General features: G+C 66.6%; 12 protein-coding genes and 1 pseudogene. 5 read left to right on the forward strand and 8 right to left on the reverse strand.

The window, feature by feature from the left end; all coding sequences use genetic code 11:
• Positions 1-121 precede the first annotated feature (121 nt).
• The 4 genes from PCQ86_RS04205 to gspG form a co-directional block, all read right to left on the reverse strand.
• Positions 122-805 (reverse strand): PulJ/GspJ family protein, encoded by a 684-nt coding sequence (locus PCQ86_RS04205; protein ID WP_196995988.1) that lies wholly within the window; start codon positions 803-805, stop codon positions 122-124.
• Positions 806-974: 169 nt separating this feature from the next.
• Positions 975-1373 carry a type II secretion system minor pseudopilin GspI gene (gspI, locus tag PCQ86_RS04210; protein WP_270174943.1) on the reverse strand — a complete coding sequence of 133 codons (399 nt, stop codon included), beginning with the start codon at positions 1371-1373 and terminating at the stop codon, positions 975-977.
• Positions 1370-1918: a prepilin-type N-terminal cleavage/methylation domain-containing protein gene (locus PCQ86_RS04215; protein WP_270174944.1), complete on the reverse strand. Its 549-nt coding sequence runs from the start codon at positions 1916-1918 to the stop codon at positions 1370-1372. Before PCQ86_RS04215 ends, gspI begins: the two co-directional genes overlap by 4 nt.
• Before the next feature lie 33 nt (positions 1919-1951).
• Complete coding sequence (gene gspG, locus PCQ86_RS04220) at positions 1952-2404, reverse strand: type II secretion system major pseudopilin GspG (RefSeq protein ID WP_270175418.1); 453 nt, start codon at positions 2402-2404, stop codon at positions 1952-1954.
• Positions 2405-2454: 50 nt separating this feature from the next.
• On the opposite strand from gspG, the gene PCQ86_RS04225 reads away from it, so the two are divergent.
• Positions 2455-2904, forward strand: coding sequence for a type II secretion system protein N (locus PCQ86_RS04225; protein WP_047349130.1), 450 nt, complete (start codon positions 2455-2457; stop codon positions 2902-2904).
• Positions 2905-2960: 56 nt separating this feature from the next.
• On the opposite strand, the gene PCQ86_RS04230 is transcribed toward PCQ86_RS04225, so the two are convergent.
• From PCQ86_RS04230 to ilvA, 3 genes are all read right to left on the reverse strand, one after another.
• Positions 2961-3572, reverse strand: coding sequence for a histidine phosphatase family protein (locus tag PCQ86_RS04230; RefSeq protein WP_047349131.1), 612 nt, complete (start codon positions 3570-3572; stop codon positions 2961-2963).
• A complete protein-coding gene (locus tag PCQ86_RS04235; protein ID WP_270174945.1) occupies positions 3569-4381 on the reverse strand; it encodes an adenosylcobinamide-GDP ribazoletransferase in 813 nt (270 codons plus the stop codon). The genes PCQ86_RS04230 and PCQ86_RS04235 overlap by 4 nt, the downstream gene beginning before the upstream one ends.
• A 66-nt stretch (positions 4382-4447) precedes the next feature.
• Positions 4448-6010, reverse strand: coding sequence for a threonine ammonia-lyase, biosynthetic (ilvA, locus tag PCQ86_RS04240; protein WP_103738129.1), 1563 nt, complete (start codon positions 6008-6010; stop codon positions 4448-4450).
• A gap of 324 nt (positions 6011-6334) precedes the next feature.
• Here ilvA and PCQ86_RS04245 point away from each other — a divergent pair, with 324 nt between their 5' ends.
• Positions 6335-6784 (forward strand): OsmC family protein, encoded by a 450-nt coding sequence (locus PCQ86_RS04245; RefSeq protein ID WP_270174946.1) that lies wholly within the window; start codon positions 6335-6337, stop codon positions 6782-6784.
• Between the two features lie 16 nt (positions 6785-6800).
• Here PCQ86_RS04245 and coq7 read toward each other — a convergent pair whose 3' ends face one another.
• Positions 6801-7418: a 2-polyprenyl-3-methyl-6-methoxy-1,4-benzoquinone monooxygenase gene (gene coq7 / locus PCQ86_RS04250; RefSeq protein ID WP_270174947.1), complete on the reverse strand. Its 618-nt coding sequence runs from the start codon at positions 7416-7418 to the stop codon at positions 6801-6803.
• Between the two features lie 310 nt (positions 7419-7728).
• Here coq7 and PCQ86_RS04255 point away from each other — a divergent pair, with 310 nt between their 5' ends.
• The 3 genes and pseudogenes from PCQ86_RS04255 (at position 7729) to PCQ86_RS04265 (ending at position 12122) form a co-directional block, all read left to right on the forward strand.
• Positions 7729-8760, forward strand: coding sequence for a porin (locus PCQ86_RS04255; protein ID WP_270174948.1), 1032 nt, complete (start codon positions 7729-7731; stop codon positions 8758-8760).
• A 332-nt stretch (positions 8761-9092) separates the two neighbouring features.
• The gene (locus PCQ86_RS04260; protein WP_270174949.1) at positions 9093-10286 is read left to right on the forward strand and encodes a porin; all 1194 of its coding nucleotides are present in this window, start codon (positions 9093-9095) and stop codon (positions 10284-10286) included.
• Between the two features lie 255 nt (positions 10287-10541).
• Positions 10542-12122: pseudogene (locus PCQ86_RS04265) on the forward strand (ABC transporter substrate-binding protein).
• Positions 12123-12184 lie beyond the last annotated feature (62 nt).

Below are 12184 nucleotides of genomic sequence, written 5' to 3' on the forward strand. Positions count from 1 at the left end.
CGGGCGGGGCGGCGCCACCAGTGCGTCGGGACGACCCTGACACGGCGGCCCTCGCCCGGTGCGCGCCAGTCGCGTGTGTTGGAGGCGGCGGGCAGGGCGGCGGATAGCGGGCAGGAATCGGTCACGACTTGCCTCCACCCAGCAGCGGATTGGCCCAGTCCCGCGTGACCACGCCCGAGAGTGCGCCACCCGGCGGCAGCGTGAGCTGCAGGCGCACCCCCTCGGGGATGCTGGCGGCGGCGCTGCTCAGCCCGCCGACCGTGCGCGGTGCGCTGGCGCTGGTATCGGTGGACAGCGCATTGGCCCAGGCGCCGCTGCGGTAGTAGTACAGCTGCCAATTGGCCAGCGGCATCAGCACGGTTTCCTGCCGGCGCTCGGCCTCGCCGGGTGTGCGCGCCCACTGGGCTGCGCGCTGCCAGGCGGCATTCCATTCCGCGCGGGTGCGCACCGGAGGGGACTGCCAGCGCAGCCAGCGGGCGGTGCCGTCCACGCTGCGCCGCGCCCAGGCGACGACCAGCGCCCCCTCGTCGGGCTGGCGCGTGCCGCGCCGCGTGAGGCGCAGCACCTGGCCGTCCCAGGCGATGGGTTCGGTATGGTCGATGGCCTGCAGGGCATCCAGGTCGGCCGCCCACTGGGCCAGCACGGTCTGCAGCACCAACAGCTCGTCGGTGCGCTCGCGCGTGAGCTGCTGCGAGCGCGCCATGCCATCCAGCCCGCGCCAGCTGGCGATGGCGAGCAGCGCCATTACCGCGATGGCCACGAGCAGCTCCACCAGCGTGAAGCCGCGCAGCGTACGGTGGCGCACCTTAGCCGTGTGCTGTCTGTCGCATAGGGCGCATGCTACGCAACGGGCGCTACCCAGCTCAGCAGCAGCCGTGGAGCGGGCTTGGCCCGGCCACCGGCTGCGTCCCACTTCCCGCGCGTAGCGCGAGAGAAGGGGGAAGCGGCGTGGCCGCTCAGGGGGTTGTTGCATATCAATACCGCCCCACGATGGTGGACAGCCGCAGCACGGGCAGCGCGGCCTCGAAGACCTGCGCGTCCACGCGACGGAACTGTGGATTGGGTGTGGGCGAAACCGTCACCGCCACGTCGTAGCGCCGACCCGCCTGCTCGCAGGCCACGCGCGTGTCGCCGATGGACGGCATCTGCGACGACAGGCGCACCCGGCTCAGCTCGTTCTCGGCGCACAGGTGGGCCAGCACCACGTCGGTCTGGCGCGCGGCGTTGCGCGTGAGGGCGGAGGTGGCCTGCAGCCCTGCCATGAGGGCGATGGCGACGATGCCCAGTGCCACCAGCACCTCCACCAGCGTGAAGCCGCGCGCCGCGCCGCGCCGGCGCCGCGCCCCCGTGCCCGATCGCGCGCGGTGGCTCATGGCAGCGCCTGCACGGCAAACGGGCGCAGCCCGTCGGTGGCCACGCGCACCGCGCGGTCGGGGTGCGCGCCGCTCACGATCACCACTTGTTGCGGGCCGATGAGGGGTTCCGGCCCCAGCCACAGTTCCGCAGGGCCCTGCACGCCGGTGGCGCTGTCCAGCCAGCGGTTGGGCAATGTGTCGGGCGGCACGCCCTCGAAGCGAAAGCCCTGGGCATCGGCACGCCAGCGCACCGCCGCGCCGGAGGCGCGCGATTGCGCGCGCGCCGACTCCAGCAGCGCTGCCAGCCGCTCGCCTTCGCGCTGCAGTTGGGTGGCGCCGCTGTCGCGCAGTGCCAGGCCCACGCCGGCGGTCGCCAGGGCGATGATGGAAATGACCACCAGCAATTCAAGGATCGTAAAACCCCGCTGGGCGACGGCTGCGCGGCTTTGCCTGTCTCGCCTGCTGCGCAAGGGGCGGGGGGAGAAGAAGCCTGCGCGGCGTAGTGGCGCGGCCGGCCGAGGCCCCTGCGCGGCGTCCGCTGGGCTGGGGTGTGCCCGTGTCATGCGTGGGATGGCGCCGGCGCCGGGCCCTGCGGCTTACTGCCAGCTGCCGATGTCGGCATCCTTGCCCTCGCCGCCGGACTGGCCATCGGCGCCGAAGGACATCACGTCCACCTCACCCTTGATGCCCGGGCTCAGGTACTGGTAAGGGCGGCCCCACGGGTCGTTGGGCAGCTTCTCCAGGTAGGGGCGCCAGTTGTTCGGCACCGGGCCGGCGCTGGGCTTGGCGATCAGCGCCTGCAGGCCCTGTTCGGCCGTGGGATAGCGCTGGTTGTCCAGGCGATAGAGCTTGAGCGCCTGCATGATGTTGGTGACGTCGGTGCGCGCGGCCGTGCTGCGGGCGTCGTCGGCGCGGTCCAGCACGTTGGGCACGATCAGCGCGGCCAGCACGCCGATGATGACCAGCACCACCATGAGCTCGATCAGGGTGAAGCCCGCGGACTGGCGGCGGCGGGCGCGTTGCGCGAGGGAGGAGGGGCTGGGCTGCATCTCGAAGCGGCGACTCGGAATGGACATATCCGGTCAATCATAATCGTGCGATGGTGACAAACACATACGGCCGCTGGGCCCCGCGCCTGGCCACGCTGCTGCTCTGGGCGCTGGCGGGCGCGACTGCTGTCTATTGGGGGTTGAAGCTGTCCGCAAGCCCGGGCGGCACGGCGCCGGCGGCCGCGGCGCCCGAGCCGGTGGTGACCGACACGCAGGCGCTCGCGCGCCTGCTCGGGGCCAGCCCGGTGCTGGCGGCCGCCGAGGCGGCACCCTCTGCAGCCAGCCGCTTCGTGCTCATGGGCGTGCTGGCCGGCACGGCCAGCGGCGGCGGCGCCGCGCTGATCGCGGTGGACGGCAAGCCGGCCAAGCCCTACCGCGTGGGCGCGAATGTGGAGCCGGGGCTGGTGCTGCAGTCCCTGGGCAAGGGCGCCGCGCGGCTGGGGGCGTCGATGGACGGCGCCACGACGCTGGCGCTGGAGATGCCGCGCAAGCGGCCCTGACCTGGCGGGGATCCCGCGCCGGCGGGGCCTGCATATCCGACGGGAGCGCCCATAACCTAACCGCGCGCCGGTGCTGCCTGCGGTCGGCCTTTCAGTGGCAGAAGTACCGTGGTCCAGGCGCCGTAGCCCGGAGCCGATTGCGGCCATTCATGGGACAGCGGCATGCGTGCGGCGCCGTGCGTCAGCAGCCAGTGCACGCAGCGGGCCACCCCGGCATGCGTGATCCAGACCACATCGCCACCGCCGGCGTGCGCCTGGGCCGCGGCCTCGTCCAGCGCGGCGGACACGCGCGTGAGCATGGCCGCCAGGGGCTCGCCGCCGCCGGGCGCATGGTGGCCGAAGCGCGTGGTCCAGGCGTCGATGTCCGCACGGGCGATGTCGTTCCACGCGCGGCCCTCCCACTGGCCGAAGTCCATTTCGGTGATGCGGGGCTCAGCCTTTGAAGCCAAATCGGCCCGCAGGGCAAGCAGGTCCTGCGCAAGCAGCTCACATCTTTGTAGCGGAGAGTGGTGCAGGGCGGCCAGACGGGGTGGCAGCGCCTGTGCCAGCAGGCGTGCGCTCTCCCGGCTATGGCGCACGTTGGCGGCAACGTCCAGGCGGCCGTAGCACAGGCCGGGTGCCACCTCGGGGCGCGCATGGCGCACCAGCCACAGGCGCGGCGCGCTCATGCCGTCCGTTGCGCCAGCGCGATGGCCGCGCCCAGATAGAAGCCGATCTCGCCCACCTGCTGCGTGGCGCCTAGGCAGTCGCCGGTAAAGCCCTGCAGTCGACGCGCAAAGCGCCACAGCATCCAGGCCGCGCCGGCGGCGCTTGCCAGCAGGCTTGCTATCAATACCAAAGCGCCCAGCGCTTGATATACAAGCGCTAGCGCCGGAAAACACCACAAGGCCGCGGCCGCCAGCGCGCGTACGGAAATCTGGTCCGCCAGCGGCTTGCTCTTGGACGTGGCCGTGTCGCCCACATGCGGCAGCGCGCGCACGATGACGAGCGGCCACAGGCGCGACAGCACATGCGCCCCGGCCAATGCCGCCAGCGCGCTGGACAAGCCGAGGTGGCCGAGCTGCGCCAGCAGGGCCACCTTGGCCTGCAGCGCCAGCACCAGCGCCATGGCCCCGAAGGCGCCGATGCGGGAATCCTTCATGATCTCCAGCGCGCGCTCGGGCTGGTAGGCGCCGCCCAGTCCGTCGGCCACGTCGGCCAGGCCGTCCTCGTGGAAGCCCCCGGTCACCAGCACCGTGGCGATGGTGCAGCCCACCGCCGCCGCCAGCGGTGCAAAGCCCGCGCCGCCCAGCCCCAGCCACAGTGCCGCATAGCTGCCCACCGCCACGGCGGCCACCAGCCAGCCCACACCGGGGAAATGTGCGCTGCTGGCGCGCAGCATCGCAGGGCTGTAGCCCACCCACGTGGCCAGCCGGCCCGTGACGGGGATGCGCGTGAAGAACTGCACGGCCAGCAGATAGTGGCGCAGAGCCTGCATGAACACTATTAAATCAATAGCTGTTAGCGCTTGATAGACGGGCGCTGGAGGCCAAAATGGCTTGCATCATGCGCCGTTGGCCTGCAGGAACAGGCGGTAGGCCGGGTTCTGCGTTTCCTCGACATAGGGGTAGCCCAGCGTCTGCAGGAAGGCATCGAACTGCGCTGCGTCGTCGGCCGGCACCTGCATGCCCACGAGGATGCGCCCATAGTCCGCGCCCTGGTTGCGGTAGTGGAACAGCGAGATGTTCCAGGTGGGCTGCATCAGGCTCAGGAACTTGAACAGCGCGCCGGGGCGCTCGGGGAAGGTGAAGCGCATCAGCCGCTCGTCGCGCGCCAGCGCCGAATGGCCGCCGACGAGGTGGCGCAGGTGCTCCTTGGCCAGCTCGTCGTGCGTGAGGTCCAGCGCCTCGAATCCATGCTTGTGGAAGTTGCGCGCGATCTTCTCGGACTCGCCGCGGCCCGTGGTGGACAGGCCCACGAACACATGGGCGCGCCGCTCGTGGCTGATGCGGTAGTTGAACTCGGTCACGTTGCGCGGTCCGCCGGGCAGGGCCCCCACCACCTCGCAAAAGCGCTTGAAGCTGCCGCGCTCCTCGGGGATGGTGACGGCGAACAGGGCTTCGCGTTCCTCGCCCACCTCGGCGCGCTCGGCCACGAAGCGCAGCCGGTCGAAGTTCATGTTGGCGCCGCACAGGATGGCGGCGTAGGTTTCGCCCTTGGTCTTGTGCTTGGCCACGTACTGCTTGATGGCGGCCACGGCCAGGGCGCCCGCGGGCTCCACGATGCTGCGTGTGTCCACGAAGATGTCCTTGATCGCGGCGCAGACGGCATCGGTGTCGACGATCACGTAGTCGTCCACCAGGTTCTGCGCGACGCGGAAGGTTTCCTCGCCCACCAGTTTCACGGCCGTGCCGTCGGAGAACAGGCCCACGTCCGGCAGCGTGACGCGCTGATGCGCCTTGACCGATTGCGCCATGGCGTCCGAGTCGTTCATCTGCACGCCGATGACCTTGATGCCAGGGCACACGGCCTTGATGTAGTTGGACACGCCGGCGATCAGCCCGCCGCCGCCGATGGCGACGAACACGGCATCCAGCTTGCCGCCCAGCTGCTGCACCTGCCGCAGGATCTCCATGGCGATCGTGCCCTGGCCGGCGATCACGTCCGGGTCGTCGAAGGGGTGCACGAAGGTCAGGCCTTCTTCCTTTTGCAGCTGCGCGGCGCGTTCGTAGGCGTCGGAATAGCTCTCGCCGCTCAGCACCACTTCGCCGCCCAGCGTCTTCACCGCGTCGATCTTGAGCTGCGGCGTGGTGGTGGGCATCACGATCACGGCGCGCGTGCCCAGCTTGCTGGCGCTCATCGCCACGCCCTGCGCGTGGTTGCCGGCCGAGGCGCAGATCACGCCGCGCGCCAGCTGCTCGGGCGAGAGCTGCGCCATCTTGTTGTAGGCGCCGCGCAGCTTGAAGCTGAAGACGGGCTGCTGGTCTTCGCGCTTGAGCAGCACCTTGTTGTGCAGCCGCCGCGACAGGGCGCGGGCGGGCTGCAGGTCGGACTCCACCGCCACGTCATAGACACGCGCGGTGAGGATCTTTGTCAGGTAATCGAACGGGGTGAGAGGCTGGGTCATGGTGCAAACCGGCGGGCGGCGCTGCCGTGGGGACGGGGCGTCCAGGGCGCGCTCAGCCGGGCGCACATCATAGGACGGTGCGCCCGCAGGGTTAGGGACGGCTCACCGCAGGGCAAAAAAAAAGCCCCAAGCGGTAAAGCCTGGGGCTGAATCCATCCTTTGAGGAGATGGAGGAGACAATCGGTGCGAACCCCGCTGTGCGAACAGTGCGAAGCGGGTAACGCATGGGTGCATTGTAGCGCTGCGGTTGTTGCGTTGCAGCAAAATCGCACCTGCGTTCATCATTTGCTACAGATTCACCCTGATTTTTTGGAGAAAAACAACATGGAATGCACCGTCAGCTGGACCGGCAACGCCGGCACGCGCTCCGGCATGGGCTTTGTTGCGGAGACCGGCAGCGGCCATGTGCTGGTCATGGACGGGGCGCCCGACGCCGACCGTCCCGAGAACGGCGGCCAGAACCTGGCCCCGCGTCCCATGGAGACCGTGCTGGCCGGCACGGGCGGCTGCACGGCCTACGACGTGGTGCTGATCCTCAAGCGCGGCCGGCACGATGTGCGCGGCTGCAGCGTGAAGCTCACCTCCGAGCGGGCGCAGGTCGATCCCAAGGTGTTCACCAAGATTCACATGCAGTTCACGGTGACCGGGCGCGGCATTCCGCCGGCGGCCGTGGAGCGTGCCATCGCCATGAGCCATGAGAAATACTGCTCGGCCAGCATCATGCTGGGCAAGACCGCGCAGATCACGACGGGCTTTGAGATCGTCGAGGCCTGAGGCGCGGCGGGACGTACTAGATGTAATGTGCAGTCGTCGTCATGACCTTGGCGGCGGCTTTCATCAGCCAACGCGCCGGGGGCGGTAGAGGAAGGGCGCCTGCCGCCTGCGCCTGGGCCGCGTGGCGTTCCTCATCCCGCTGCATGCGGTCGACGATGGCGCGCGAGGGCAGGTCCGCCTCCGGCAGGCGGCGCAGGTGCCCTTGCAGATGGGCGGATACCTGCCGCTCCGTCTCCACCACAAAACCCAGACTGGCCTGGTCGCTGACCCGGGCCGCCACCAGACCGATGGCGAAGGCGCCAGCGAACCACAAGGGGTTGAGGAGACTGGGCCGGCTCCCCAGGGCGTCGAGCCGCTCGCGGGTCCAGGCCAGGTGGTCGGTCTCCTCGCGCGCCGCGGCCAGGAGATCGCTGCGCAGCTGGGGGGCGCGGGTCACGCACGACTGGGCCATGTACAAGCCCTGGGCACACACCTCCCCGACATGGTTGACGCGCATCAACGCGCTGGAGAGACGCCTTTGCTCGACGGACAGGTCCACCGCAGGCAGGGAGCGTGCCGGTGAGGGTTCTCCCGCTCTCGGACGAGCGAACAAGGTTCGCAGGGCACTATCTGCGGCAACGAGGAGTGTGTCCATGGGTAACAAAAACGTTGTTTACGCGCACGTAATGGCGCAGGTAACGCAAAAACCGTACGGTAAGTGCTTACTCGGAGCAACAATAAGACGGTTTTGCTGCCGTTTTGGCCATGTTGCGGTACAGCAACGAAAACCCGCTTTTGGCCCGATTCTGAGGGATTTCCTTTGCGAAACCTGGCGGGCTCTGTTGCAATAGGACCAACTTCCCCACCAGGAGGTTGGCCCGGGGAACCGGCGGGGCTGTGCGTGAGCCGCACATCCAAGTCCTCTACGATCCGGGGCCCTCTGTTTAACCTTGGAGTAACTCGCAATGAAAAAATCCCTGATTGCACTGGCAGTGCTGGCTGCTTCCGGCGCCGCAATGGCCCAATCCTCCGTGACGCTGTTCGGTATCGTTGACACCGCTTTCGGCTACGTGGACAACGCTAACGCCGCTGGCGACAGCGTGTATGGTCTGAGCACCAGCGGCAACGCAACGAGCCGTCTGGGCTTCCGCGGCGTGGAAGACCTGGGTGGCGGTCTGAAGGCTGGCTTCTGGCTGGAAGGCGAAATCTTCGGTGACAACGGCAACGCAGCTGGCTTCAACTTCCAGCGCCGTTCCACGGTCAGCCTGGCTGGTGGTTTCGGTGAAGTGCGCCTGGGCCGTGACCTGACCCCTGGCTACTCCAAGTTCATCTCCTACGACCTGTTCGGCCAGGTCGGCATCGGCCAATTCATGGGCTGGAGCAACTGGTACGGCACGAGCGGCGATGCCAACGGCATCCGTTCGAGCAACATGATCAGCTACTACACCCCCAACTTCAGCGGCTTCACCGCTGGCCTGGGCTATGGCTTTGACGAGCAAACCTCTGGCAAGGCCGGCCGCTACGTCGGTGGCTACGTTGCCTACGAAAACGGCCCCCTGGGCGTGGCTGTGTCGTACGACCAGCGCAACCTGGCTGCCGACGTGGACCGCAACGCTCTGACCGTGGCTGGTTCTTACAACCTGAACGTTGTGAAGCTGAACGCCATCGTCCAGCAGACCAAGGATGACGTGCCCGGCGCTTCCGACCGCAAGGTCAACGCCTACGCTCTGGGTGCTTCCGCTCCCGTGGGCGCTGGCGAAGTCAAGCTGCAGTACGCTCTGTACGACCAGAAGGCTATCGACTCCAAGGCTCACCAGATCAGCCTGGGTTATGTCCACAACCTGTCCAAGCGTACGGCTCTGTACGGCACCGTGGCTTACATGAAGAACAAGGACGCTTCCAACCTGGGCCTGGCTGCCAAGAACCTGAGCACCGGCGGCCCCGGCGCTGGCGAGAACCAGACTGGCGTGCAACTGGGTATTCGCCACTCCTTCTAATCTCGGGCTGGCGTGAGGCCAGCTTGGATAAAGAAGACAAAACCGCTGCCTTCGGGCAGCGGTTTTTTTTCGTCTGCGGTTTGGTGTCTCTTGTGCGACGATTTTTCGGGTTAACCCCTGTGGCTGTAAAGCGATGGACTCTTGCCCCTGCTCGGCGGGTTTTCAACAATGAAGCCTCCTCGCTTCCTGCCAAGAACACGATTTGGCCGCAGGGCCCCTGGTGGAGGAGAAGTCGAGTGTTGTGAAGCGAGTGGCGCACGTCCAGTGAGCGAGTTCATCAAGGCGTGGCTGCGAATCTTGAGCCGGTTATCAATCCAAGAGGAGTCTGTCGTATGCAAAAGAAAATTGTGGCTGCCCTGGCGCTGTGCGGCGCGGGCGTGGCAATGGCCCAGTCCGCCGGTACCAGCAAGGTGGAGCTGTGGGGTATCGTGGATGCCGCCGTGCGCCACACCAACAACGAAGGTGCCGGCAAGGATGGCCTGACGAGGATGATCGGTGGCGGCATGTCGCAAAGCCGCTGGGGTATCAATGTGGAGGAGGACCTGGGTGGCGGGTCCAAGGCCCTGGTGGTGCTGGAAAACCGTCTCAATGCTGATGACGGCAGTGTTTCCACCCCCTTCTTCCAACTGTCCTATCTGGGTCTGCAAGGCCCTTATGGCCGCCTGACTGTCGGACGTCAGTGGAATGTCCTGTTCGACGTGGTGACCAGCACCTACGGCTCGTTCCCGTACTCCCCCTACATGGAAGCCTACAAGCCTGAGTTGGGAATGGCCATGGGCGCGCGTACCAGCAACATGCTGAAGTACACCTTCGCAACGCCGGACCGCAGCTTCGTAGGCTCGCTGCAATATTCGTTTGACGAGAACAACGACACCAAGGCATTGGAAGCTGGCCTGCCTGCCTCGGCGGCGCAAGTGCCTGCCTACGTTGCAGGCACCCTGGGTGGTGGCGCCTGGAAGACGGCTGGCGGCTACCTGCGCTACTCCGCGAGCGGGTTTGCCGTCGGCGGCGGCTACATGCGCACGACGCTGCCAGGCGGCACCGACGTAGACGCCTGGACTCTGGGCGGTTCGTACCGCACGGGTCCGTGGTACTTCAACACGGGCTATGGCCTGAACAAGGCGAAATACGCTACGGTGACCAACCCGATCCAGGGTTTCCGTAACCTCGTAGACGGAGCGATCCTGGGGCAATTCTGGGCCGGCCAGACCAATGGCGGCTTCCAGCCGGGCGACGCCAACAAGCGGCAGCTGTTCAAGGTGGGCGTGGGCTATCAGTTGACGCCTCAGCTCAACCTGGGCGCGCACTACTTCCGCGGTAAGCAGTCGGGCTCGGCCACGGGTGCTTCCAACGGCAATGTCAACTTCTACGTGGCCGTGGCGGACTATGCCTTCAGCAAGCGCACCGATGCCTATTTCGGCGTGGACCACACCAGCATCAGCGGTGGCAGCGCACTCGTGCTGGATGCGGCGAGCGGCGCACGCAGCCGTACCGGCATCACCGTGGGTGTCCGCCATCGCTTCTAACGCGCATTGAGTGGGGAGGGGAAGGGTCCTTGTGGGCCCGCCCCGATTTCAAACAACCTCCTTCGGGAGGTTGTTTTTTTCTCGAAGTACGGTTTTTGCCCCGCCGAGCGTAGATACGCAGTCCGGGCATTGGTTTTGCATCAGCACTGCGGATGAATGGCGGCGCATCTGCGATGCACCATTTCAGGGATTTCCCTTTGCCAGTGGCCACGGCCACGCTGCCATAGTCGCTCCTTTCTATAAAAGAGGATTCCCATGCGAATCAATGCCTTGATCCTTTCTCTTGCGGCGGTCTGCGCGGCGGCTGTGGTTCCAGCGGCGCATGCCAAGACCTTCAAATGGGCCAGCCAGGGCGAAATCGCCACCTGGGATATCCACTCCCAAAACAATGCGCTGCAAAACGCCATCCATTCGTATGTGTACGAGAGCCTGGTGTACTACAACAGCCGTACCTTCGAGGTCGAGCCTATGCTGGCGACGGCGTGGCGAGAGGTCAGCCCCACACAAGTGCGTTTCACGCTGCGCCAGGGCGTGAAGTTCCACGATGGTTCCGCCTTCACGGCCGATGACGCCGTGTACTCGCTGCAGCGCGCCATGTCCAAGACATCGAACTACACGCCGTATGTGCAAGGCATCGACAAGGTGGTGAAGGTGGATGCGCAGACCATCGACATCTTCCTCAAGTCGCCCAACCCCGTGCTGCTGCGGCAGATGACCGAGTTGCGCATGATGAGCAAGGCCTGGGCCGAGAAGAACCGATCGGTGGAGCCGAAGGACATCAAGGGCACCGATGAGAACTTTGCCCATCGCAATGCCATGGGCACGGGCCCCTATACGCTGGAGACATGGTAGCCCGACGTGAAGATGGTCTTCAAGCGCAATCCGAACTGGTGGGGCCAGATGGAAGGCAATGTGACCGAGATCGTCTACACCCCCATCAAGTCGGCCGCCACGCGCATTGCCGCCCTGCTGTCGGGTGAGGTGGACCTGGTGCTGGACCCCTCGCCGCAGGATCTGCCCCGCCTGCGCTCGTCGGGCACCATCAAGGTGGTGGACGGGCTGGAGAACCGTACCATCTTCCTGGGCATGGACCAGTTCCGGGATGAACTCGTGGGCTCCAACATCAAGGGCAAGAACCCCTTGAAGGACCTGCGCGTGCGCAAGGCGCTGTACCAGTCCATCGACGCCAATGCCCTCACGCGCAACATCCTGCGCGGCCTGGGCAAGCCGACGGGTACCCTGGTGGCGCCGCAGGTCGCAGGCTGGTCGGAGGCCGTGGGCAAGCGCATGCCCTACGACGTCGAGGCCGCGAAGAAGCTGCTGGCCGAGGCCGGCTATGCCGACGGTTTCGAGGTGGACTTCGCCTGTCCCAACAATCGCTACATCAACGACGAGGCCATCTGCCAGGCGGTCACCGCCATGTGGGCGCGCATCGGTGTGAAAGCCAAGCTGCGTACGCTGCCGCTGGTGACCTACTTTCCCATGATCCAGCGCAGCGAAGCCAGCATCTACATGCTGGGTTGGGGCGTGCCGACCTTTGACGCGCTGTACAGCCTGCAATCGCTGGTGCGCAGCGTGGGCACTGGTGGCGATGGCAACTACAACGTGGGCCGCTACCGCAATGAGCGCATGGACTACCTGGTGGACCGCATCAAGGCCGAGACGGACGCTCCGGTGCGCGCGCGCATGCTGACCGAGGCGCTGCAGCTCTCCAACGACACGGTCTCGCATCTGCCGCTGTACGACCAGGTCATCCCCTGGGCCATGAAGAAGAATGTGGAGCTGGTGCATCGCGCCGACAACCGCATCGACATGCGCACCGTCAAGGTCCAGTGAGCGGCCGTGCCATAACGTATCGCCTGCGTGCGGAAAGCCCCCGCGCAGGCGAACCACGGCCA

Origin of the sequence: Diaphorobacter sp. ED-3 (assembly GCF_027625375.1) — a bacterium.
Classification (GTDB): domain Bacteria; phylum Pseudomonadota; class Gammaproteobacteria; order Burkholderiales; family Burkholderiaceae_C; genus Diaphorobacter; species Diaphorobacter nitroreducens.

What these genes read in the sequence shown, in the direction of transcription:
- PCQ86_RS04255 (WP_270174948.1), top strand. Translation starts at nt 7,729, where the DNA reads ATGAAAAAATCCCTGATTGCACTGGCAGTGCTGGCTGCTTCCGGCGCC.
- PCQ86_RS04225 (WP_047349130.1), top strand. Translation starts at nt 2,455, where the DNA reads ATGGTGACAAACACATACGGCCGCTGGGCCCCGCGCCTGGCCACGCTG.
- PCQ86_RS04215 (WP_270174944.1), bottom strand. Translation starts at nt 1,918, where the DNA reads ATGACACGGGCACACCCCAGCCCAGCGGACGCCGCGCAGGGGCCTCGG.
- PCQ86_RS04230 (WP_047349131.1), bottom strand. Translation starts at nt 3,572, where the DNA reads ATGAGCGCGCCGCGCCTGTGGCTGGTGCGCCATGCGCGCCCCGAGGTG.
- PCQ86_RS04260 (WP_270174949.1), top strand. Translation starts at nt 9,093, where the DNA reads ATGCAAAAGAAAATTGTGGCTGCCCTGGCGCTGTGCGGCGCGGGCGTG.
- ilvA (WP_103738129.1), bottom strand. Translation starts at nt 6,010, where the DNA reads ATGACCCAGCCTCTCACCCCGTTCGATTACCTGACAAAGATCCTCACC.
- PCQ86_RS04245 (WP_270174946.1), top strand. Translation starts at nt 6,335, where the DNA reads ATGGAATGCACCGTCAGCTGGACCGGCAACGCCGGCACGCGCTCCGGC.
- coq7 (WP_270174947.1), bottom strand. Translation starts at nt 7,418, where the DNA reads ATGGACACACTCCTCGTTGCCGCAGATAGTGCCCTGCGAACCTTGTTC.
- gspI (WP_270174943.1), bottom strand. Translation starts at nt 1,373, where the DNA reads ATGAGCCACCGCGCGCGATCGGGCACGGGGGCGCGGCGCCGGCGCGGC.
- PCQ86_RS04235 (WP_270174945.1), bottom strand. Translation starts at nt 4,381, where the DNA reads ATGCAGGCTCTGCGCCACTATCTGCTGGCCGTGCAGTTCTTCACGCGC.
- gspG (WP_270175418.1), bottom strand. Translation starts at nt 2,404, where the DNA reads ATGCAGCCCAGCCCCTCCTCCCTCGCGCAACGCGCCCGCCGCCGCCAG.